The organism is Galactobacter caseinivorans, assembly GCF_003640665.1.
GTDB lineage: Bacteria > Actinomycetota > Actinomycetes > Actinomycetales > Micrococcaceae > Galactobacter > Galactobacter caseinivorans.
The window spans coordinates 1-22184 of record NZ_QQXL01000010.1 but is presented as its reverse complement, the minus strand read 5'-3'; the positions used below and the strand labels follow the sequence as shown (position 1 = coordinate 22184).

At 68.5% G+C, this 22184-nt stretch carries 16 protein-coding genes; 12 read left to right on the top strand and 4 right to left on the bottom strand.

Annotated features, from left to right (window positions below; translation table 11 throughout):
- Positions 1–322 precede the first annotated feature (322 nt).
- On the top strand, positions 323–736 hold the full coding sequence (locus DWQ67_RS13340) for an MmcQ/YjbR family DNA-binding protein (protein WP_121486110.1): 414 nt from the start codon (positions 323–325) through the stop codon (positions 734–736).
- Between the two features lie 16 nt (positions 737–752).
- On the opposite strand, the gene DWQ67_RS13335 is transcribed toward DWQ67_RS13340, so the two are convergent.
- A complete protein-coding gene (locus DWQ67_RS13335; RefSeq protein WP_121486109.1) occupies positions 753–2213 on the bottom strand; it encodes an amino acid permease in 1461 nt (486 codons plus the stop codon).
- 84 nt (positions 2214–2297) lie between these two features.
- Here DWQ67_RS13335 and DWQ67_RS13330 point away from each other — a divergent pair, with 84 nt between their 5' ends.
- From DWQ67_RS13330 to hutH, 4 genes are all read left to right on the top strand, one after another.
- Positions 2298–3074 (top strand): IclR family transcriptional regulator, encoded by a 777-nt coding sequence (locus tag DWQ67_RS13330; protein ID WP_121486108.1) that lies wholly within the window; start codon positions 2298–2300, stop codon positions 3072–3074.
- Between the two features lie 945 nt (positions 3075–4019).
- On the top strand, positions 4020–5780 hold the full coding sequence (locus tag DWQ67_RS13325) for a urocanate hydratase (RefSeq protein WP_121486107.1): 1761 nt from the start codon (positions 4020–4022) through the stop codon (positions 5778–5780).
- Complete coding sequence (locus tag DWQ67_RS13320) at positions 5777–7063, top strand: amidohydrolase family protein (RefSeq protein WP_121486106.1); 1287 nt, start codon at positions 5777–5779, stop codon at positions 7061–7063. Before DWQ67_RS13325 ends, DWQ67_RS13320 begins: the two co-directional genes overlap by 4 nt.
- Positions 7064–7128: 65 nt before the next feature.
- Positions 7129–8676, top strand: a complete 1548-nt coding sequence (hutH, locus tag DWQ67_RS13315; protein WP_121486105.1) for a histidine ammonia-lyase — start codon at positions 7129–7131, stop codon at positions 8674–8676.
- Between the two features lie 10 nt (positions 8677–8686).
- Here hutH and hutG read toward each other — a convergent pair whose 3' ends face one another.
- Positions 8687–9715, bottom strand: coding sequence for a formimidoylglutamase (gene hutG / locus DWQ67_RS13310; RefSeq protein WP_121486104.1), 1029 nt, complete (start codon positions 9713–9715; stop codon positions 8687–8689).
- Between the two features lie 157 nt (positions 9716–9872).
- Here hutG and DWQ67_RS13660 point away from each other — a divergent pair, with 157 nt between their 5' ends.
- Together DWQ67_RS13660 and DWQ67_RS13305 are read left to right on the top strand one after the other, a co-directional pair.
- Complete coding sequence (locus DWQ67_RS13660) at positions 9873–10583, top strand: hypothetical protein (protein ID WP_147433703.1); 711 nt, start codon at positions 9873–9875, stop codon at positions 10581–10583.
- Between the two features lie 205 nt (positions 10584–10788).
- Positions 10789–11676 carry a phosphotransferase gene (locus tag DWQ67_RS13305; RefSeq protein WP_121486103.1) on the top strand — a complete coding sequence of 296 codons (888 nt, stop codon included), beginning with the start codon at positions 10789–10791 and terminating at the stop codon, positions 11674–11676.
- Here the strand turns inward: DWQ67_RS13305 and DWQ67_RS13300 are convergent.
- Entirely contained in the window at positions 11673–12080 is a 408-nt protein-coding gene (locus DWQ67_RS13300; RefSeq protein WP_121486102.1) for a VOC family protein, read from the bottom strand. The two genes, DWQ67_RS13305 and DWQ67_RS13300, sit on opposite strands and share 4 nt — an antisense overlap.
- 196 nt (positions 12081–12276) lie before the next feature.
- Positions 12277–13350, bottom strand: a complete 1074-nt coding sequence (locus DWQ67_RS13295; RefSeq protein ID WP_121486101.1) for a hypothetical protein — start codon at positions 13348–13350, stop codon at positions 12277–12279.
- 509 nt (positions 13351–13859) lie between these two features.
- On the opposite strand from DWQ67_RS13295, the gene kdpA reads away from it, so the two are divergent.
- The 5 genes from kdpA (at position 13860) to DWQ67_RS13265 (ending at position 21963) form a co-directional block, all read left to right on the top strand.
- Positions 13860–15533, top strand: a complete 1674-nt coding sequence (kdpA, locus tag DWQ67_RS13285) for a potassium-transporting ATPase subunit KdpA (protein ID WP_407645826.1) — start codon at positions 13860–13862, stop codon at positions 15531–15533.
- Between the two features lies 1 nt (position 15534).
- Positions 15535–17901 (top strand): potassium-transporting ATPase subunit KdpB, encoded by a 2367-nt coding sequence (gene kdpB / locus DWQ67_RS13280; protein WP_121486098.1) that lies wholly within the window; start codon positions 15535–15537, stop codon positions 17899–17901.
- A gap of 80 nt (positions 17902–17981) precedes the next feature.
- Positions 17982–18614: a potassium-transporting ATPase subunit KdpC gene (kdpC, locus tag DWQ67_RS13275; protein WP_121486097.1), complete on the top strand. Its 633-nt coding sequence runs from the start codon at positions 17982–17984 to the stop codon at positions 18612–18614.
- Entirely contained in the window at positions 18611–21247 is a 2637-nt protein-coding gene (locus tag DWQ67_RS13270) for an ATP-binding protein (RefSeq protein ID WP_121486096.1), read from the top strand. The genes kdpC and DWQ67_RS13270 overlap by 4 nt, the downstream gene beginning before the upstream one ends.
- Positions 21244–21963, top strand: coding sequence for a response regulator (locus DWQ67_RS13265; protein ID WP_121486095.1), 720 nt, complete (start codon positions 21244–21246; stop codon positions 21961–21963). The genes DWQ67_RS13270 and DWQ67_RS13265 overlap by 4 nt, the downstream gene beginning before the upstream one ends.
- Positions 21964–22184: the final 221 nt, after the last annotated feature.

Sequence of the window (22184 nt, the reverse complement as noted above, 5' to 3'; positions counted from 1 at the left end):
GGCCAGGCGCGTCCAGAGAGGGCTGTGCACTCTTCTGGTCTAGTTACAGCCCAGCCCGACTTGTCGCGTTTGAAGCAGGAATGAGGGCGCAAATCGACGCACATGTTTGGACCGAGGGGCTGCCGCGCCAACAGGGGGTAGGGGTCGGTGCAGGAGTTGGTGACAACTTCGGTTTAGGCTGCACGAGCCTTGGTAGTGCAGATTCTGTGGCACTTCGTCATCGAGGGTGTAGGCGGGGCGCGCCGTGATTGGTGCTTGGGTGGCCGGCGGATCCGTATGCCATGGCTGGGTCCTCGGTAGTTTGGCCCCGTACTCTGGGCCCATGGAACTCGAGGAGCTGGCGCGGATCTGCCTTGCGCTGCCGGGCGCCTACGAGGATGAGCCCTTTGGGCCCGGACACCTCGTGTATCGCATCCGGGTCCAGATGCAGCAACCGGACAAGATGTTCGCGATGTTGACCGCTAGCAAGGACGCAGGCGGGGCCACGCGTTTCAATCTCAAGTGTGACCCGGCGGATGCGGACCGCCAGCGGACCCAGTATCCGGAGATTGTTCCGGGATATCACATGAATAAGCAGCACTGGAATACGGTGCGCATCGGCGGGGACGCGCAGGCAACCCTGACCCCCACGGACCTAGCAGAACTGATCGAGGACTCCTACGACCTGGTGGTGGCCACGCTCCCACGACGCCATCAGGAACGGTTGCGCTGGAACGGACTCACGTCCGGGCGATGATCACCTTGGGTGAGTTTTACTCGGTCGCGGTGTTGTCGTGGAGCTCAGGACGGTCGCGGCCGGTCCCGTGCACCAGCGTGAAGTAGCCGACTGTGAGGATGACAAGCCACGCCACGCCGACCAGAAGCGAGCCGCGCGTGCTTTCGTGGAGGGCCAGGAGCGTCACGACTAGGAGCATGAAGCCAATGGCCAGCCAGGAGCCGACCGGCCAGAGGGGCATCTTGAATTCGGATTCAGCCCAGCCGTGCCGGGAAATTTCTCGCCGCATGGCCACGTGGGAGAGCAGGATCATGAGCCACACCCACACCGTGGCGAAGGTCGCGAGGGAGGCAATGACCGCAAAGACGTCCTCCGGCATGATCGCGTTCAGGACAGCGCCGACGCCGAGCGCCGCACACATGATGACCACGGTCATCCAGGGCACCCCTCCGCGGGACACTCTCAAGAAGACGGCCGGGGCGTGCTTTTGCTGGGCCAGCCCAAAGAGCATGCGGCCCGCGCCAAAGGTGTCCGCGTTGATGGCGGAGATGGCGGCGGTAATCACAATGACGTTGAGCAGCCCCGCGGCGGCTGGGATGCCAAGGGACGTGAAGATCTGGACGAACGGGCTGGCGTCGCCGGTGACCTGGTTCCACGGGATCAGGGACATCACGATGGCCAGCGTGGCCACGTAGAACACCAGGATGCGGGCGGGGACGGTGTTGACCGCTCGGGGGATGGCCCGCTTGGGGTCCGTGGCCTCGCCGGCGGTGATGCCCACCGTTTCTACGCCGCCAAAGGCAAAGACCACCACGGCCAGCGCCGCGAGCAGGCCCTCCGCACCCTTGGGCGCAAAGCCGCCGTGGCTCCAGAGGTTCTGCGGCCCGGTGGCGCCGCCGCCGGAGATCTGCATGCCCAGGACCATGATGACGATGCCGCCCACGATCATGGCGATGATCGCGGTGACCTTGATCAGGGAGAACCAGAACTCAAGCTCACCAAAGACCTTGACGTTGCGCGTGTTGATGGCGGCGATGAAGAGGATCACGGCCACCACCCAGATCCACCGGGGTGTGTCCGGGAACCAGAAGCCCATGTAGACGGCAAAGGCGGTGACGTCCGCCAGGGCCACCACAATCATCTCGAAGACAAAGGTCCAGCCCGTGAGGAAGCCCGCGAAGGGGCCAAGGTAGCGGGCGGCGTACTGTCCAAAGGAGCCCGGCACCGGGTGGCGCACGGCCATCTCACCCAGGGCCCGCATCACCATAAAGACCGCCGCGCCGGCAATGATGTACGCGATCAGCACCACCGGCCCGGCGGACTGAATCGCGGCGGAGGAGCCGTAGAAGAGGCCAGTGCCGATCGCGGAGCCAAGGGCAATGAATTGGATGTGGCGCATGCTCAGCCCACGCTTGAGCTCGCCGTTGGGCTGGTGTGTTGTGGAAGCCGAACCAGGGCCGGGGGTTGGGCCGGGCGCGCTGGAAAATGCGGGGCTCATCTCGAGGTGTCCTTCTAGATGCCGTGAGCGGGTGGTCAGCGAGGCAATTGCCAGCGGAGCAGTCTGGAATGCCAGAATCCTCTCATGACGTCCAAGGTTCCTGCAGCCGATCAGACGCTGCGCATTCTCCGTTGGCTTTCGGAGCGGCGCAGGCCCGTTTCGGCGACATCCATTGCCCGGGAGCTGGAATTGCCACGCTCTACGGTTTATCACCTTCTCAAGGTGATGGAGGACAACGGCTTTGTGGTGCACCTACCAGAGGAGCATCTTTTTGGCCTGGGCGTGAGCGCCTTTGAGCTCTCCAACGCATACGTGGCACAGGACCCGCTGGCCCGGCTGGCGGCGCCGGTGCTCTCCGCTCTGGTGGATGAGCTGGAGGAGAGTGCCCACCTTGCCGTGTTGGACGGGCGCGAGGTCATCTACGTGGTGGAGGAGCGCGCGCGGCACAGGCCCTCGCTCGTGACGGATGTGGGCGTGAGGATGCCAGCCCACCTCACCGCGAGTGGTCGCTCCATGCTGGCGGAGCTCACCGCCGTCCAGGTGCGCGCACTATTCCCGGATCGCAGCGCCTTGAGTTCGCGTTCGGAAATCTCCCCAGTCAGCGGCCCGCGGGAGCTCCGCGCAGAACTGGAACGCACGCGACTTCGAGGCTGGGCAGAGGAGGACGGAGACGTGACTCCTGACTTCGCCTCCGTTGCTGTGCCGGTGCACGATCACCGCGGACTGCCCGTTGCTGGCATGGCCGTGACGTATATGAGCCACCGCATGGATGCGGCGCGCAAGAAAAAGTTGGTGGAGGCTGTTCGGCGTGCGGCACGCGTGCTCTCCACCCGGCTCTACGGGGTTGGCCCCCGGAACTGATCCGACGGCCCCAGGTGAGTGGCCGGCGGGGTGGAAGGGGCACGACATGTTGCTGCATTTGATGTACCCATAGCTATGCGTCGTGGTTGCCCGGGCTATCTGAGCTACCCGGGCGATCAGGGCGTGATGTGACCAGGGGGATGAAGTGGCTGACGGCGCGGGCCCATCGTGGCCACCGTGCTCGTCTCCCGGATTGCGCACGTCGGCTGCCCATGAGGTCCGCGATGCAGCCGGACTGTCTCGCGAAGACGTGGAGAAGCTCTCCCCGGTGTCCAGAAAGCCATTGACGGCGGTGAGTGGGAGTGGAACGGCAGTGACGACATTCCAAGCTCGGGTGCCGTGAGCTCGGGCGGAGGTGGCGACATTGCGGCCGCAGATCAAGTGGGGGAGGACAACACCTACTACGTGCAGGCTATGAGACTGCGGTTCCCTCCAGGTGCAACGGGGGCTGCGGCAGACCTCGAAACAGCGAGAAAGTACTTTGAGGCGCAGGGGTGGACGGTGACGCAACTCGACGACCGAAAGGCACACACTTTGGTGTCGACAACCGGCAACGGCTTCCAGGTCGTTTATGTCGCCAGGACCAACGGCCAGTACTCGCTTTCTGTGTCCAGCGAGCTGTACTGGACTAATAGTTTTCGAGAACTTTTTCGTGCGGTGGCTCGCAGGGCAGCCCGAACATTCCCGCCCAAGAGTAAGCCGGGAGTGTTCGTCCGGTTCCCGAAGGGGAGCGATCCCGTCGTGGAGCCCTCACTGTGGTGCCGGGCTGCGGGCGCGGGCTGCGGGCACGGCAAGTCTGGCATCCCAGACACCACCCACCGATTATGCCGTGACGCAGACCCCTCAGCGTGATGCCATGGATCAACGCCGCGCACGGAGTGCCGGCAACAGTGAAGCCACAGTCATCGCCGCGGCAAAGACGCCGTCGCCGTTTGAGGAGTCCAGATGTCACTTCCCGGAGCCCGTCCCGTTAAGGCCGCCCGCGGCGTCGAACTCTCTGCCAAGTCCTGGCAGACAGAGGCGCCCATGCGCATGCTGATGAACAATCTGGATCCCGAGGTTGCCGAGCGCCCGGATGATCTGGTCGTGTACGGCGGCACCGGCCGCGCGGCCCGCTCCTGGGGCGCGTTTGATGCGATCGTGGACACCCTGAAGGACCTGGAGGACGACGAGACCCTGCTGGTGCAGTCCGGCAAGCCGGTCGGCGTCTTCCGCACCAATCAGTGGGCCCCGCGCGTGCTGATCGCCAACTCCAACCTGGTGGGGGACTGGGCTACGTGGCCGGAGTTTCGCCGCCTGGAGGCGGAGGGCCTGACCATGTACGGCCAGATGACCGCCGGCTCCTGGATCTACATCGCCACGCAGGGCATTCTGCAGGGCACCTTCGAGACGTTCGCCGCCGTGGGCAAGAAGCTGCGCGAGCAGGGCAAGACCAAGGATGACACCCTGGCGGGCACCCTCACCTTGACCGGCGGCTGCGGCGGTATGGGCGGCGCCCAGCCCCTGGCCGTGACCCTCAACGGTGGCGTCTGCCTGATCGTTGACGTGGACGAGACCCGCCTGCGCCGCCGCCAGGAGAAGCGCTACCTGGATGAGGTGGAGACGGACCTGGACGTGGCCCTGGCCAAGGTCAACGCCGCCAAGACCGAGCGCCGCGCGCTCTCCGTCGGCATCGTGGGCAACGCCGCGGAGCTCTTCCCGGAGCTGCTGCGCCGCCACCAAGCGGGGCAGGTCACGGTGGACGTCGTCACCGATCAGACCTCCGCCCACGACCCGCTCTCCTACGTCCCCACCGAGTTCACGGTGCAGTCCTGGCCGGCCGAGTCTGAGGCGGATCCGGACGGTTCCACCAAGAAGTCCCGCGAGGCCATGGCCGCGCAGGTCAAGGCCATGGTGGAGTTCCAGGACGCCGGCGCGGAGGTCTTTGACTACGGAAATTCCATCCGCGATGAGGCCCGCCAGGCCGGCTACGACCGTGCGTTCGCCTTCCCCGGCTTTGTCCCGGCCTACATCCGCCCGCTCTTCTGCGAGGGCCTTGGCCCGTTCCGCTGGGTGGCGCTCTCCGGCGACCCGGAGGACATCGCGGTCACCGACAAGGCCATCAAGGAGCTCTTCCCGGAGAACGAGCACCTGCACCGCTGGATTGACGCGGCGGGTGAGTACGTGGAGTTTGAGGGCCTGCCGGCCCGCATCTGCTGGCTGGGTTACGGCGACCGCGCCAAGGCCGGCCTGCTCTTTAACCAGCTGGTCAAGGAGGGCAAGGTCAAGGCCCCCATCGTCATTGGCCGCGATCACCTGGACTCGGGCTCCGTGGCTTCCCCCTACCGCGAGACGGAGTCCATGAAGGACGGCTCCGACGCGATTGCCGACTGGCCGCTGCTCAACGCGCTCACGGCCACCAGCTCCGGAGCCACCTGGGTCTCCATCCACCACGGCGGCGGCGTGGGCATTGGCCGCTCCATCCACGCGGGCCAGGTGGGCCTGGCGGACGGCACGGATTTGGCCGCCGCCAAGTTGGCGGCGCTGCTGACGAATGACCCGGGCATGGGCGTGATTCGCCACGTGGACGCCGGGTACGAGCGCGCCATCGAGGTGGCCAAGGAGCGTGGCGTCCGCGTCCCCATGCTGGCGGAGGCTGAGGCCAAGGCCAAGCGACTTGAGGGTGCCGAGCCGGCCGCGGTGAAGGCCGCCAAGGTTCAGGCGTGAGCCAGGGAAGCACTGGCGGGGCGGCGCGCACCCAGGCGGGGCGCGCCACCCTGCTCACCGGAATAGCTGAGCTCACCACGGTGGATGACGAGCTGGGCGTAGTGCCCGACGCCGCTGTGGTGATCCAGGACGGTGTGGTGGCCTGGGTGGGCCAAGAGTCTCAGGCCCCGGCGTGCGATGTGGTTCAGGACCTGGGCGGGCGCGCTGCGCTGCCGGGGTGGGTGGATGCCCACTCGCACCTGGTGTTTGACGGCGACCGCTCGGCGGAGTTCGAGGCACGCATGGCCGGTCAGACATATGCGGCTGGCGGCATCAAGGTGACCACCGGCGCTACCAGGGCGGCCAGCGACGAGCGCCTGCGCGCCCTGGTGGCCGCCCGCGTGGCGGACGCCGTGGCTGGCGGAACCACCTACTTGGAGACCAAAACCGGATACGGCCTCACGGTCCATGACGAGGCCCGCAGCGCCGTGATTGCCGCGGAGCTGGTGGATGAGGTCACCTTCCTTGGTGCCCACCTGGTCCCGGATGGCATGGACCCCGAGGAATACACGGACCTGGTCTGCACCACCATGCTCAGCGCCGTGGCGCCGCACGCACGGTGGGCGGATGTGTTCTGCGACAAGGGTGCGTTCACGCCGGAGCAGACCCGGCGCGTCCTGGACGCGGCCCGCGCAGCCGGGCTGGGGTTGCGCCTGCACGGCAACCAGATTGAGCCCGGCGCCGGAGTGAGTATTGCGGTGGAGTACCAGGCGGCCAGCGTGGATCACCTCAACTTCCTCTCCGAACAGGACATCGAGGCGCTGGCCGGATCGGGACGCGACGCCCAGGGAGCAAAGCGAGAGGGGTACGAGACCGTGGCCGGGGTGCTGCCCGCCTGCGACCTCTCCACGCGAGCCCCGCTGGCCCCGGCCCGCCGGCTCCTGGACGCCGGCGCCACCCTGGCCATCGCCAGCAATTGCAACCCCGGCACCTCCTACACCTCCTCCATGAACTTCTGCGTGGGCACCGCGGTGCTGCAGCAGGGGCTCTCGCTGGCGGAGGCCATCCGGGCCGCAACCGTTGGCGGGGCCCGCGCCCTGCGCGCCGACCGCGAATCCTTGGCCGCCGGAACCCGGCCCAAGGCCACCGGCCATGAGGCACCCATCGGCCGCATCGCCGTCGGGCACCGAGCGGATCTGCACGTCCTGGACGCGCCAGCGGCCATCCATCTGGCTTACCGGCCGGGCATGCCGCTCACGCACGCCGTGTGGCGTGCCGGCGTGCGCGTCGCCTCAACCCACTGACCCCCTCACCCCGAGACCCCGGACCCCAGATCCAAGACCCGGGACCCCAAGCGAAAGAAGGAACCATGAGCGTCACCCTCTCCACCCACGGCGTCACCCCTGCCGACGTTATCGCCGTGGCGCGCCACGAGGCCCCCATCCAGATTGCCCCGGAGGCGCTGGAGGCCGTGGCCGCGGTGCGCGCGCATGTGGAGCGCCTGGCGCATTCGGACACCCCCGTTTATGGGATTTCCACCGGCTTTGGCGCGCTCGCCAATAAGCACATCCCCGAGGAGCAGCGCACGCAGCTGCAGAAGTCCCTGATCCGTTCGCATGCCGCGGGCATGGGGGATCCGGTGGAGCGCGAGGTGGTGCGTGCGCTCATGTTCCTGCGCGCCAAGACCCTGGCCTCCTCCCGCACGGGCGTGCGCCCGGTGGTGCTGCAGACCATGGTGGGCCTGCTCAACGCCGGCATCACCCCGCTGGTGCGCGAATACGGCTCGCTGGGTTGCTCCGGGGACCTGGCGCCGCTCTCGCACTGCGCGCTAGTGCTCATGGGTGAGGGCGAGGCCACGGATCGCGACGGCGTGCTGCGCCCCGTGCCGGAGTTGTTTGCGGAGGCCGGACTGACCCCGGTCACGCTGGAGGAGAAGGAGGGCCTGGCCCTCATCAACGGCACGGATGGCATGCTGGGCCAGCTCCTCATGGCCATCGCCGACCTGGATGAATTGCTCAGCGTCGCGGATCTCACGGGTTCCATGAGCGTGGAGGCGCTGCTTGGCACCGACCAGGCCTTCCGCCCGGCCCTGCACCTGCCGCTGCGACCGCACCCGGGCCAGGCCACCAGCGCGGATGACATGTTCCGCGTGCTGGCCGGCTCCGCCATTGTGGCCAGCCACCGCGAGGGCGACTCGCGCGTGCAGGACGCCTACTCGCTGCGCTGCTCCCCGCAGGTCACGGGCGGCGCCCGGGACACTGTGGATCACGCCCGCCTGGTGGCCTCGCGCGAGCTGGCCGCGGCCATCGATAACCCGGTGGTGCTGGAGGATGGCACCGTCACCTCCAACGGCAACTTCCACGGGGCTCCTGTGGCGTACGTGCTGGATTTCCTGGCGATCGTCACCGCGGACCTGGCCTCCCTCGCGGAGCGGCGCACGGATCGCATGCTCGACGTCGCTCGGTCGGCTGGGTTGCCTCCGTTCCTGGCGGACGACGCTGGCGTGGACTCGGGCCTCATGATTGCCCAGTACACGCAGGCCGGCTTGGTCTCGGAGAACAAGCGCCTGGCGGTCCCCGCCTCGGTGGATTCCATTCCGTCCTCCGCCATGCAGGAGGATCACGTGTCCATGGGCTGGCACGCAGCCCGCAAGTTGCGCAAGAGCGTTGATAACCTGCGCCGCGTCCTGGCGGTGGAGCTGGTGGCCTCCGCCCGCGGCATCGAGCTGCGCGCGCCACTGACGCCGTCCCCGGCCACCGGCGCCGTGATCACCGAGCTGCGCAAGACCGCAGAGGGCCCGGGCCCGGACCGCTACCTGGCGCCGGACCTGCTGGCGGCAGAGGCGGCCATCGCCTCCGGCGCCATCCTGGCCGCCGCGGAGTCCGTGGTGGGCAAGCTGGGCCGCACCGAGGCCTGAGCCGCCGGAGCTACACGCCGCGGGGAGCGCGCCTGGTCACCACATCGTGGATCAGGCGCGCCGCCGAGCGGGCGGTGCGCCCGTCCACGTCGAACTCGGGGTTGAGTTCCACCACGTCCAGAAGGGCCAGCTTGCCGGACTGGGCGGCGGCCAGCGCCGCCGCGCGGATCACGTCATATGGCACGCCGTAGCCTGCCGGGGCGCTGACGCCGGGGGCCACCGCGGCGGGGAGCACGTCCAGATCGATGGTCAGATAGGCCACGTCCACGTCCTCCAGGAAGCCCTCTACGAAGGCCACCACCGCGTCCTTGTCCGCTCCCTGGCACTCCTCGTCCGTCAGGTAACGCACGCCAAGGCGGTGCGCGGTGTCGAAGAGGGTGCGGGTGTTGTTCGGTTCGCTGATCCCGACCACGGCGTAGTGAAACTCGCGTCCCGCCGCCTCCTGCGCCTCGGCAATCTGCAGGAACGGCGTGCCGGAGCTGGGGCGCGAGGCCAGTCGCAGGTCAAAGTGGGCGTCAAGGTTGAGGATGCCCAGGCGGGGAGACCCCTCCAGCACCCCGGACTGGGCCAGCCCAAGGTAGGAGCCAAAGGCGGTCTCATGCCCGCCGCCCAACACGGTGACAAAGCGCCCGGCGCCCAGCTGCTCGGCGATGGCGGCGCCGATGTCCGCCTGCCCGTCCTCCAGCTCGTCGCCGCTCACGCGGATGTCGCCCGCGTCCAGCACGCCGCCCAACTCGGAGGGATACGCCAGGGAGGAGAGCGCCTTGCGCAAGGCGTCCGGCCCCTTCGCGGCGCCGACGCGTCCCATATTCCTGGCCACGCCGGCGTCCGAGGCAAAGCCGAGCAGCGTGGTGGAGAGCTGAGCCTGGGCTGCCGCCGGGTCCGCCTCCGCACCTCCCTGCTGTGCCGCTCCCGCCTGCTCCGTCCCCAACTTCACGGCCTGATGCCAACGCCGGTGCTCCGCGCCGTCGCCGTCGGTGCGGCCCTCCCAGGTGAAAGCGGAGGGGTGGGGCGTGGCAGGGCGGCGCGAGGAGCTCATGGCCCTATCCAAGCCGGAAGCGGCGGTGGACGCCAGGGCGGACGGCGGTCGGGGTCCGGGATCCCGGACCCCGTGTCGGTGTCTGGTCCGCGGCCGCTGAGGCCGCTCGAAGGGGTTCCGACGGACTCAGGTCCGTGGCCAGCGGAGTGGATTGAGCATGGCTGTGGTTGGCTGCGGCGAGAGTCGAGGGAAGGCGGAGTCAGGAAATACGCAAGGCATTGAATTTAGGGATGCAGGGGGGCTAGCATCTGCTGATGTGAAAAAACTATCCTTGGAGCAAGAATTTGAGCTCATGAGAAAGCGATATGGAGAGATGCAAAAGTTGATGTCGAGCGTCCAGGCCGTCGTTGACACAAAAGATTGGGAATGGAACGGCGGCGATGTTCTGCCGCGGCCGGGGTCGTATGATCTGGGCGGCGGGGGCGCTAGTGAGGATGTTCGGGCGCAGTACGGTCGCTCCTACTATATTAGCGCCTCCAGGCTTCGTTTCCCTGTGGGAGGCTGGGGTGAGGCTGAAGATCTAGAACCTCTGCAGAAATACTTTGACGACCAAGGGTGGAAGTCGGCTCAGGAACACAAGTCTGCATCGAGAACTCTCATGGCGAACACGGTAACTGGCTTTAGAATTGAATACATGGTGCAAGCTAGCGGTCAGTACGCATTGAAGATATCCAGCGAATTATTCTGGACGAATGATTATGATAGCCTATTTGATTCTGTCGCACTCAGGGATAAGCCAAGGCCTCCATCTAAGAGCAAGCCGGGTGTATTTGTTCGGTTCCCTGAGTGGAGCGATCCAGCGCTCAGTCAAGAAGAGTGGCACGAACGTCGCGAGCGCGAGCGAGAGGCAGCGGAGAACGGCGGGTGAACGGCCGTGGGATGTCAGATCGCACGAGCGGCAAGAGCGTCGTGAGACCGATGGTTGATGGGGCGGCTGGGAAGAGAACGGTAGTACCGATCTGCCAAAGTCGGGAGCGGTCGACCCCGGCGGCGGCAATGAAACCACAGCTGCATCTGGCACCTTCCAGTCACCACCCCGCTGAGTTGGCCCACCCGTGCGGCAGGATGGGCGCATGTCTCAACACTCGCTCCAGCCGGACGCCGCGTTGGACTGGGCCTTCGCTCTCCTGACGCGACAAGTTTCCGGCCACGGCGCCCCCGGCACGGGCTGGGAACGCGAACGGGAGTGGTCCCGCGTGCGCCGCCTTGACCTGCCCGATGGCGGCCGCGTTTGGCTCAAGGAACTTCCGCCGGGGCTGCGCGCGGAGGTCAGCATCGTGGCTCGGCTGGGCCACCTCAACGACTCGTCGGCCCTCACTGCGCTGGCCACCGACGCGGAGCGCGGCTGGTTGCTGCTGCCGGACGGCGGCCCCACCCTGCAAGACCAGGCGGGAGAGGGCGGGGGCGAGACCCCGCCGACCGTCTGGAGCGCGGCCTTGAGTGAGTACGGGAGGCTGCAACGCGCCGTCGAGCCGCTGGTTCCCGCCCTCCTGGCAGACGGCGTCCCGGATCTGCGCACCGCGCGGCTGCCGGATCTGGCGCGGGAACTGGTGTCCCGGCATGCCCCGGAGCTGGCCGGCCTGCTGCCGCGGTGGCGCGAGGACGCCGCGGTCTTGGACGCCACCGGGATCCCGCCTAGCCTGCACCACGACGACCTGCACCCCGGCAACGTTTTTGCGCGCGGCAACGTGCCCTTCGATTGGGGTGACGCCAGCGTGGCGCACCCGTGGCTCAGCCTCGCGGTGGCGGTGCAGGGGCCAGCCGCGGCGGGCGCGCAGGCAAGCTATGTTCGGGGATGGCACCTGCCCGACGGCGTTGACGCGGCTCGGGCGGTCGGCGCCGCCCGCCGCTTGGGGTGCGTTGCGCGCGCGGCCACCTGGGCGCGGGTGGAGGCGACGGTGGGCCTGCCGGAGCGCTTTGCGGATGCCGTGCCCGAGTGGCTGGAGCGCGGGGCCGACTAGCTGGCGGGCACGTTCTCCGGCTTCATCTGGATGAGCTGGATGAGGTTGCCGCAGCCGTCGTTCAACACGGCGATCAGCGCGGTGCCGATGTCCATGGTGTCCTGCGTGAACTCCACGCCAAGGGCCCTTAGCCGCTCCACCTCCGCGGAAAGGTCGGTCACAGCGAACTGGGCCAGCGGGATGCCATCAGCCATGAGGGCGTCCCGGTACGGCTTCACTGCGGGGTGGCCGGCGGGCTCCAGGAGCAACTCGGGGCCGTCCGGGTCCTCCGGGGAGACCACGGTGATCCAGAAGTCGCCGCCGAGCGGGATGTCGTGTTTCTTCACGAATCCGAGCTTCTCGGTGTAAAAATCCAGCGCCGCACGCTGATCGTCCACGAACACTGACATCATGCCGAGCTTCATTGGTGACTCCTGAGGTAGATGCAAGGGAGGGCGGCGCAACGGGTGCCGAGGGCCATCGGGTGGCCCCTGGCGTCGCACCACTCCAAGGTTTGCGCATCAATCTGTACAAAGTCCATCCCAACGGGGACTGCATCCGCGCACATCGAGGCGCAAAGCAGCCCCGCGCCCGCTCCGCACCAGCCCCGCTCACCGGCGGCTAGACCCACCCCAGCGCGAGCAAACGCGGCCCCACTACGGTGCGAACCCAGGCGCGGGCCGCGGCATCGCTGAGGTGTGAGCCCCCGCGGTCCGCCAGCGAGGGGGCAAGGTTCCCCAGCCGTTGCTGACGAAGGTCCTCGGCGGTTGGCCTCACGCCCACCGCCTCCCACACCTCGGGCGAGCCAAGCCACCCGGCCACGTCCAGGAACCGCGAGCCCAGCTCCCGCCTGCCCCACGCATTCACCGCGTCGATGTTGGCCCGCACCGCCCCTGACGGGTCCCGGCCGGTATTGGAGAAGAAGCCCTGCCGCAGGAACCAGGGGTTTTTGGGCACCAACCAGGCGTGCTGTTCCCGCCACCCTGTCACGATCTGCGCGGCACTCACGCCGGGCACGGTGACGGAGTTCTTGCCGCCGCCCAGGAACAATGCCACGTCCGCGCGATGCGCCGGGGAGGCGGTGGGAAAGAAGCGAACGGCGCGGCCAACTCGCGTCTGCGCGCCGCCGTCGAGCCGGTCAAAACGCACCGCGCGGCGCGAGCTGTCCCAGCCAATCGAGCCCGTCACCGCGCTGCCAGCCCCCGAGCCGCCCTCCAGCATGCCCTCGTAGCTGGCGGACGCTCGGGTGAGCAGCGGGGCGGCCGTGCCCCACACGCGAGCGGGCCCGGCCGGGACGGTGTCCGCCGGAAACGTGAGGCGCTCCGGCGCCAGCCCCATGCGGGCCGAGATCTGCGCGTCCGTCTCCCCGGCCTTGGCATCCAGGTACAGCGCCGCGCCGTGCCTGGCCGCCAGCGCGGCCACGTGCGGGCCGGCAAATTCGGCCGTGGAGGAGCCGATGAGCCACCACTGCGCGCCGTTGCTGCGCAGGGGGCGGACGCCGGTGGCGGGGTCCCAGGCCACGTCGGCGTAGCGCGGGAAGGCTTCCACTAGGTCGGGGTCCGTCAGCGCGGTCAGCCTGGCGGGATGGGGCGCCGCGGAGGGCTCGGCAAAGGGAGAGAACCCGGCGAGCGCGGCGGTCATGGCCCCCGCGCCGGCCAGCACCGACCGTCGTTTGACACCCCCGTTGCTCACCATGACTCATCCCACCACGCCCCGGGGTGGCCCACACCCTCCGCCGGGCGTCAGTTGTGTTGCGGTTGTGCCGACGGGACGCGGGGCGGTCGCCGGGCACCACGCGCAGGCACCATGCACTGCTCGACGCCGTGGGCGTGCGTGATGAGCGTGAGGAAAGGGCGCGGGGGCGTGAGGACTTCGTGAGGGTGAGGGGTGGGAGGGCGCTGCGGGGGTTGGGATGGGGGAGTACCGCGGCACAACGGCCCTGTGTGGGGCCGGATCCGCCGCGGTTTTCACCCCCCTGGGGGCTGTGGCCCCCTGACTCGCGCTGTATGAGGAGAGAACTCCCGTGGATCTGATCGTCGTCGCCGTTGTGGTGACGCTCTTTGTTGCCCTCGCGGCCCTGGCCAAGGCGGTGGAGCGGCTGTGATGGTGCTCAGCTTGATTGCCCTTGGTTTGGGTCTTGCTACCGCCGTCTACCTTGTGGTGGCGCTGGTGTCCCCGGAGCGTTTCGAATGAGCGACGTGGGATTGAACGTGCTGTGGGCTGTGGCGGCCCTGGCCGTGGTGATCCTGATTCTCGCCGCAGTGCACCGCCCCCTGGGCGCCTACATGGCCTGGGTATACACCGGCCCCAAGAACTGGCGCGTTGAGCGCGGGATCTACAAGCTCAGTGGGGTTAGCGCGGACGCCGAACAGACCTGGCGCACCTACCTGCGTTCGGTGCTGATCTTCTCCGCAGGCGGTCTGCTGCTGGTCTACGCGCTGCAGCGCATGCAGCCGTTCCTCCCCGCCTCCCTTGGCCTGCCCGCGGTTGAGGAGGGGTTGGCGTTTAACACCGCCGCCTCCTTTGTGGGCAATACCAACTGGCAGTCCTATTCTCCGGAGCAGACCCTGGGCCTCACGGTGCAGATGGCCGGCCTCGCGGTGCAGAACTTCCTCTCCGCCGCAGTGGGCCTGGCCGTGGCGATTGCCTTGGTTCGTGGTTTGGCCAGCAAGGGCTCCGGCACCATTGGTAACGCCTGGGTGGATATCACCCGCGGCACGGTGCGCCTGTTGCTGCCGATCGCGGCCGTGGGTGCCCTGCTCCTGGTCGTGGCGGGTGTGGTGCAGAACCTGGCCTCGCCTGAGGCCGTCTCTACGGTGACCGGCACCGTGCAGAACATTCCCGGCGGCCCGGTGGCCAGCCAGGAGGCCATCAAGATGTTGGGCACCAACGGCGGTGGCTTCTTCAACGCCAACTCCGCCCACCCCTTTGAGAACCCCAATCCGTTTTCCAGCCTGGTGCAGATCCTCCTGGTGCTGATCATCCCGTTCTCGCTGCCGCGCACCTTTGGCCTCATGGTGGGTTCCCCCCGCCAGGGCCGGGCCATCCTGGTGGTCATGGCGGGCCTGTTCATCACCTCCTATGCGCTGCTCACCTGGGCGGAGCTGGCCGCCAACGGCGCGGCTCCGGAAGCGGCGGGCGGCGCCATGGAGGGCAAGGAGCAGCGCTTCGGCATCATTGGCTCCACGCTCTTCGCGACCACCACCACGGGCACGTCCACGGGTGCGGTGAACTCCATGCATGACTCGTACACGGCGCTGGGTGGTGCCCTCCCCATGCTGAACATGATGTTGGGAGAGGTGGCACCTGGTGGTGTGGGCTCCGGCCTCTACGGCATGCTCATCCTCGCGATCGTTGCGGTGTTTGTGGCCGGGCTCCTGGTGGGACGCACCCCCGAGTACCTCGGCAAGCGCATTGGCCGCCACGAGATCACGCTGGCGAGCCTGTACCTCCTGGTGACACCCACGCTGGTGCTCACCGGGACCGCCCTGAGCTTTGGTATTCCTGCGCTGCGAGAGTCCATCACCGGAACCTCGTTGCTCAATGACGGAAACCACGGCCTGAGCGAGGTGCTGTACGCCTTTACCTCCGCCGCCAACAACAACGGCAGCGCGTTTGCCGGCCTCACGGCCAACACTCCCTGGCTGAACTGGGCGCTGGGCCTCGCGATCCTCTTGGGACGCTTCCTGCCCATCCTCTTGGTCCTGGCATTGGCAGGGAAGCTGGCCGCACAGCGACCCATCCCCGCCACCGCCGGAACCCTGCCCACTCACCGCCCCCTCTTCCAAGGCATGCTCGCCGGCGTCACGTTGCTCTTCACAGCCCTGACGTACTTCCCGGTGCTGGCCCTGGGTCCGCTTGCGGAAGGAACCATCTGACATGTCGATCAAGACCGAACACCCCATAGCAACCCCTCCAGCCAACAACCCCTCCGGTTCAGGCGCGGCACACGGCGGCGCCGGGGATCCCGACGCCTCGCAGAACCAGCCCCAGGACACCGGCGCCACCCCCAGCGGTGCCAAGACCCCCAGCGCCCTGAGCGGCCGGGCCCTGTTGAAGGCCCTGCCACTGGCCCTGCGCAAGCTGAACCCCGTGGCCATGATCCGGCGGCCAGTCCTCTTTGTGGTGGAGCTCGGCGCGGCGCTGCTCACGGTGCTGGCGCTCGCCGAGCCCTTCCTTGGCGCACAGGAGACCGCCACGCCCACGCCGGCCGGTTTCACGTGGGCCATCGCGATCTGGTTGTGGCTCACCGTCCTCTTCGGTTCCCTCGCGGAAGCGGTGGCGGAGGGCCGCGGTAAGGCCCAGGCAGACACGCTGCGTAAGACGCGCAGCGAGACCCCGGCGCGCGTCGTCGAGCAGGGCAAGCCCACCACCCAGGCCAAGCCCACCGCCCAGGGCGGCTCCACCGCAAGCGGCTCGGATGCGGGCAACCGCGCCGGCGCCTGGGACCCGGCCTCAGACCCGGCCGCCCTGCGCGCCACGGTCACCAAACGCGCCTCCTCGGCGCTGGTGGCCGGCGATGTGGTCGTCGTGGAGGCCGGCGAATTGATCCCGGGCGACGGCGACGTGATTCACGGCGTGGCCAGCGTGGACGAGTCCGCGATTACGGGCGAATCCGCTCCGGTGGTGCGTGAGTCCGGCGGCGATCGCAGCTCCGTCACCGGCGGCACGCGCGTGCTTTCTGACCGGTTGCTTGTACGCATCACCTCCACCCCCGGCCAGACCTTCGTGGATCGCATGATCGCGCTGGTGGAGGGTGCCTCACGGCGCAAGACCCCCAATGAGGTGGCCCTGGACGTGCTGCTGGCCACGCTGACGCTGGTCTTCTTGGTGGTCACGCTGACGCTGAACCCGATTGCCTCCGCGGTGGCGCCTCCCGTGAGTCTCGCGGTGCTGGTTGCACTGCTGGTCTGCCTGATTCCCACCACCATTTCCGCGCTGCTCTCCGCGATCGGCATCGCCGGCATGGACCGCCTGGTGCGCCGCAACGTGCTGGCGCTGTCCGGCCGTGCAGTGGAGGCCGCTGGCGACGTTTCCACGTTGCTGCTGGATAAGACCGGCACCATCACCTACGGCAATCGCCGCGCGGTTGCGGTGATTCCGGCGGCCGGTGTGGACCAGGAGAGCGCTTGGTCGGCTGCGGTGGAGGCCTCCGCAGCGGACACCACGCCGGAGGGGCGCTCGGTTCTTGACCTGGCGCGCACAGAGGCTGGTGCGCCGAGCGCGCTTGCCGACGCCGCGGCGTCGGGCACAGAGGCGTCGGGCGCAGGGGCGTCGGACGGCACGCCCGTGGCGTTCAGTGCCACGACGCGCATGTCCGGCGTGGACCGCGCCGATGGCTCGTCCCTGCGCAAGGGCGCCGCCTCAGCGGTGCTCGCCTGGCTTGACGCGGCGGGGCAGTCCCCGGACGCGCGGACCCACTCAGCGCTCGACGACGCTGTGGGCACCATCGCTGCCAGCGGTGGCACACCCCTGGTGGTCGCCGAGCTGACCGCGGCGGGTGGCGGCCGGGTCCTGGCCGTGATCCACCTGAAGGATGTGGTCAAGGAGGGCCTGCCAGAGAAGTTTGCGCAGCTGCGCGCCATGGGAATCCGCACCGTCATGATCACCGGTGATAACCAGGTCACGGCCCGCGCCATCGCGGCGGAGGCCGGCGTGGATGACGTGCTCGCGGAGGCCACTCCGGAGGACAAGTTGGCGCTGATTAAGGCGGAGCAGAGCGGCGGCCGCATGGTCGCCATGACTGGGGATGGCACCAACGACGCCCCGGCGCTGGCCCAGGCGGATGTGGGCGTGGCCATGAACACCGGCACGTCCGCGGCCAAGGAGGCCGGGAACATGGTGGACCTGGACTCTGACCCGGCCAAGCTCATCGACATCGTGGCGATCGGTAAGCAGCTGCTCATCACGCGCGGTGCGCTCACCACCTTCTCCATCGCCAACGACTTGGCCAAGTACTTCGCCATTGTTCCGGCCATGTTCATGGGGGTGTTCCCGCAGCTCGCGGCACTGAATGTGATGAGCCTGTCCTCCCCGGCGTCCGCGGTGCTCTCCGCCGTGATCTTTAACGCCGTGGTGATTCTTGCGCTGATTCCGCTCTCGCTGCGCGGTGTGAAGTACCGGGCAGTGTCCGCGTCCAAGCTCTTGGGCCGCAACCTGTTGATCTATGGGCTGGGCGGTGTGGTGGCTCCCTTCGTGGGGATCAAGCTCATTGACCTGCTTGTCAGCCTGATCCCCGGCTTCTAGGGCCGTTTCTTGGCCGCGACCGGGGCCCGTTGCTGGGCCCCGGTCACCCACCCCACTTTTTTGAGAAGGACACCTGAAGAATGAATATCCAACGCGGCGCCTTGCGCCAACTCGGCACCGGTGTGCGGTTGCTGATCTTCATGACCGTGCTGCTTGGCGTGGTCTACCCCTTGGCCATCACCGGGATCGGCAGTGTGGTGGCCCCGGCGCAGGCCGCCGGCTCCCGCGTCACCGACCAGCAGGGCAAGGTGGTGGGCTCGGAGCTGATTGGCCAGAACTTCCTCACCGCCAACGGCGACCCGGACCCGCTCTACTTCCAGCCCCGCCCGTCCGCGGCGGGGGATGGCTATGACTCCATGAGCTCCGGTGGCTCCAACCTTGGCCCGGAGAGCACCGACCTGGTGGCGGCCATCCAGGAGCGCCGCGCCCAGGTGGCGGCCTTCAACAAGGTGGCGGCGGATCAGGTCCCCACGGACGCCGTCACCGCGTCCGCCTCCGGCCTGGATCCGGACATCTCCGTGGAGTACGCGCGCCTGCAGTCAGACCGGGTCGCGAGCCAGCGCGGCCTGGACAAGGGCAGCGTGGCGGAGCTCGTCACGCGTAGCATTCAGCACACCGGCCCTTGGCTTCCCGGACAGGACCGCGTGAACGTGCTGCGCCTGAATCTGGAGCTGGCCAAACTCGACTCCGGGACGGAGGGAAACGGGGCATGAGTCCAGCTCGCCTGAGGGTCTACCTAGGCGCGGCTCCCGGCGTGGGCAAAACCTTTGCCATGTTGGAGCAGGCGCAGGAGTGGGCTGCCCAAGGGCGAGACGTGGCGGTGGGGCTGGTGGAGACACACGGCCGCGCCGCCACGGCGGCGTTGGTGAGCGGGCTGGAAGTGATCCCGCGCCGCGCCAGCCGGCATCGCGGCGTCGAGCTCCAAGAAATGGACGTGGACGCCATCCTGGCCCGGCACCCAGAGGTGGTGCTCGTGGACGAGTTGGCGCATTCAAACGCGCCCGGCTCCGCGCACGCCAAGCGTTGGCAGGACGTGCGCCAGATCCTGGACGCCGGGATTGACGTGCTTTCCACGGTCAACGTGCAGCACCTGGAGTCCCTCAGCGATGTGGTCGCCGCGATCACGGGCGTGCGCCAGCAGGAGACGGTGCCAGATGATGTGGTGCGCGGCGCGGAGCGGGTGGAGCTGGTGGACCTTGACCCGTCCGCGCTGCGCGAGCGCCTCAGCGCCGGGCACGTGTACCCGGCCGAGCGTGTGGACGCGGCGCTGGCGCATTACTTCCGCCTGGGGAACCTGACGGGGTTGCGCGAGTTGGCGCTGTTGTGGATGGCCGACGGCGTTGACGCGGCTCTGCGCGACTACCGCCGCGATCACGGGATCGGGAAACTCTGGGCCACGCGTGAGCGCGTGGTCGTCTCCCTCACGGGAGGCCCGGAGGGGCAGACGCTGCTGCGGCGCGGCGCCCGCATCGCCGCGCGCACTGCCGGCGGTGAGCTGCTCGCGGTGTACGTCAACACGCAAGACGGCTCCGCGCGCAGCCAGCCCACCGAACTGGCCAGCCAGCGGGAGCTGCTGGAGCGCCTGGGTGGCAGCTATCACGAGGTGCGCGGGGACGATGTTCCGGCGGCGCTAGTGGAGTTTGCCCGCGGGGCGGACGCGACGCAGCTGGTGCTGGGTGCCAGCAGGCGCGGGCGCTGGCGAGCGGCGCTGACCGGGCCCGGGATCGGTGCCACCGTGGTGCGCGAGGCCGGGGACATCGACGTGCACCTGGTCAATCACGCGGCGGCCGCCGGGCTGCGCAGCTCCGTGCACTTCCCCAAGTCCGGGGTGCTGAGCCGGCGGCGCATGCTCGCGGGCTTTGGGTTGGCCGCCCTGGGCGGGCCGCTGCTGACCTGGGGCATGAGTTTTTTGCAGGGCGACGAGGCACTGGTGGCCCACGCGCTCATCTACCAACTGTTGGTGGTGGCCGTGGCCATGGTGGGTGGCTGGTGGCCTGCACTGCTGACCGCGGTCCTCTCTGGCATCTCGCTGGACTTCTTCTTTGTGGCCCCCATCTCCACGGTGTCCATCGCGGCGCCCATCCACGCGCTGGCACTGGCGCTGTATGTGGTCAACGGGCTGCTCGTCTCCGGTGTGGTGGACCGCGCGGCGCGGCGTGCCAGGGTGGCGCGGCGTGCCGCCGCAGAGTCGGAGCTGCTGGCGTACGTGGCCGCAGGGGCGGTGGAGGGCGACGCCGCCGTCCCCGGCATCCTGGGGCGCACTCGCGAGGCGCTGGGGGCAGACGGCGTGGCGCTGGAGAGCCTGGACGGCGCGGCGTGCGTGGTGGCGGACGGAGCCAGCTCCTCAGAAGGCTCCTCAGGCGGCTCCCCAGAAGGTGCGAGTGGTTCGGGTGGTTCGGGTGGTTCGAGCGCGGCGCGCGATCGTGTGCCAGAGGACGCGGCGCGCGAACGCGTGCCACAGAGCGCGGCCAGCGAGCCGGTGGGAACGCAGGGCGCCCTGCGTGTCTGGGGCGTGAGCCTCTCCGCCGCGGATCAACGGCTACTGCATGCCGTGGCCGGGCAACTCGCCGCGTCCCTGGAGAACACCCAACTGCAAAAGGCGGCCCTGGATACCCGGGTCGTCGCGGAGGCGGACCGGGTGCGCACGGCGCTCCTGAACGCCGTCGGGCATGATCTGCGCCGGCCGCTCGCGGCCGCCGTGACCTCGCTTGGCGCGTTGCGCCTGCCCACGGTGAGGCTGTCCAAGGAGGACCGCGCCGAGTTGTTGGAGACGGCGTCTGAGGCGTTGGAGACGCTGACGGATTTGGTGACCAATCTGCTGGACGTCTCGCGGTTGCAGGCCGGAGCACTGGGCGTAGTGGCCGAGCCAACCGAGCCGGCGGACGTGGCGCTCGCCGCGCTAGATGAGCTGGGGCTTGGCCCGGCGGAGGTGCGCTTGGTGTGGCCGGAGGACTCGGTGCAGGTACGCGCGGATCCGGTGCTGTTGCAGCGGGTGCTGGTCAACCTGCTGGCCAACGCGCTGCGGTATCAGCCGGAGGGCGAGCCGGTGCGTCTGGGGCTCAGCCGCTTTGGCGACGAGGTGGAGTTGCGCGTGGTGGACACCGGGCCGGGGATCGAAGAGGAACGCCGCGCCCGCATGTTTGAGCCGTTCCAGCGGCTGGGAGACACGGATAATTCGACGGGGCTTGGTCTGGGCCTGGCCGTGGCGCGCGGATTCACGCAGGGCATGGGCGGCACGCTCGCGGCCGAGGACACCCCCGGCGGCGGGCTGACGATGGTCGTGACGCTGCCGTCGGTGACGGCACATCAGGCACCCGCACAGGCGGGGGAGGAGACACGGGCATGAAGGTCTTGATAGCGGACGACGACGCGCAGATGGTGCGTGCCCTTGGCCTCCTTTTGCGCGCCAGGGGGGATGAGGTGATCGCGGCCCGGGACGGCGCCGAGGCGCTAGCGGCCGCCACCACCAAGCACCCGGACGTGTGCCTGGTGGACCTAGGCATGCCGCGCATGTCCGGGTTTGAGGTGATCGAGGGTGTGCGTGCCTTCAGCCAGGTCCCCATCATGGTGATCTCCGGGCGCACGGATTCCTCTGACAAGGTCCGTGCCCTGGACGCCGGCGCGGATGACTACGTGACCAAGCCCTTTGCCGTGGACGAGTTGCTGGCGCGGTTGCGCGCCCTGGCTCGGCGCTCCCGTGCCGCGGGCGGCGATCACGCGGAGGCGCCGGCGCCGGAGGCCGTGGTGCGCTTTGGGTCGGTGAGTGTGGATCTGGCCTCGCACGTAGTGGAGCGAGGGCAGGACACGGTGCGGCTCACGCCCACGGAGTGGAAGTTCCTTGAGGTGCTGGTGCACAACGCCGGCCGGCTGGTGACGCGCCAGATGCTGTACCGGGAGATGTGGGGCACGGATGACATCCAGGACACCGGGTACCTGCGCCTCTACATCTCTCAACTGCGCCGCAAGTTGGAGGCGGACCCTGCCCACCCCGTGCATCTTTTGACGGAGCAGGGCATGGGGTACCGGCTGGTGCTGGGGGAGCCCGGGCTCAGCCGCGAGTGAGCCAGCTCTCAGCAGCTTCTTAGGGGCCGCAGAGGACGTCCGAGGGGCCGGCTGGGGTGCCGAGAGCGCCGTTCCGCCCGAGTTCACGCGGATGTTGCCCGGGTGGGGGCGGTGGGTGTGCCCGATTTGGTGTGGGGGTGGTTTGGGGTGTATTGTTTTCTCTTGTCGCCGCAACGAGTTCTGGTTGTTTCAGAGGGTGTTGGGGGGCGTAGTTTTCCTGG

Bases quoted from the DNA above. Each gene is read 5' to 3' on its own strand.
- DWQ67_RS13330 (WP_121486108.1), top strand. From the start codon at position 2,298: ATGACGTCCAAGGTTCCTGCAGCCGATCAGACGCTGCGCATTCTCCGT.
- DWQ67_RS13270 (WP_121486096.1), top strand. From the start codon at position 18,611: ATGAGTCCAGCTCGCCTGAGGGTCTACCTAGGCGCGGCTCCCGGCGTG.
- DWQ67_RS13295 (WP_121486101.1), bottom strand. From the start codon at position 13,350: ATGGTGAGCAACGGGGGTGTCAAACGACGGTCGGTGCTGGCCGGCGCG.
- hutG (WP_121486104.1), bottom strand. From the start codon at position 9,715: ATGAGCTCCTCGCGCCGCCCTGCCACGCCCCACCCCTCCGCTTTCACC.
- kdpC (WP_121486097.1), top strand. From the start codon at position 17,982: ATGAATATCCAACGCGGCGCCTTGCGCCAACTCGGCACCGGTGTGCGG.
- DWQ67_RS13265 (WP_121486095.1), top strand. From the start codon at position 21,244: ATGAAGGTCTTGATAGCGGACGACGACGCGCAGATGGTGCGTGCCCTT.
- kdpB (WP_121486098.1), top strand. From the start codon at position 15,535: ATGTCGATCAAGACCGAACACCCCATAGCAACCCCTCCAGCCAACAAC.
- DWQ67_RS13340 (WP_121486110.1), top strand. From the start codon at position 323: ATGGAACTCGAGGAGCTGGCGCGGATCTGCCTTGCGCTGCCGGGCGCC.
- DWQ67_RS13300 (WP_121486102.1), bottom strand. From the start codon at position 12,080: ATGAAGCTCGGCATGATGTCAGTGTTCGTGGACGATCAGCGTGCGGCG.
- hutH (WP_121486105.1), top strand. From the start codon at position 7,129: ATGAGCGTCACCCTCTCCACCCACGGCGTCACCCCTGCCGACGTTATC.
- DWQ67_RS13305 (WP_121486103.1), top strand. From the start codon at position 10,789: ATGTCTCAACACTCGCTCCAGCCGGACGCCGCGTTGGACTGGGCCTTC.
- DWQ67_RS13335 (WP_121486109.1), bottom strand. From the start codon at position 2,213: ATGAGCCCCGCATTTTCCAGCGCGCCCGGCCCAACCCCCGGCCCTGGT.
- DWQ67_RS13660 (WP_147433703.1), top strand. From the start codon at position 9,873: ATGGCTGTGGTTGGCTGCGGCGAGAGTCGAGGGAAGGCGGAGTCAGGA.
- DWQ67_RS13325 (WP_121486107.1), top strand. From the start codon at position 4,020: ATGTCACTTCCCGGAGCCCGTCCCGTTAAGGCCGCCCGCGGCGTCGAA.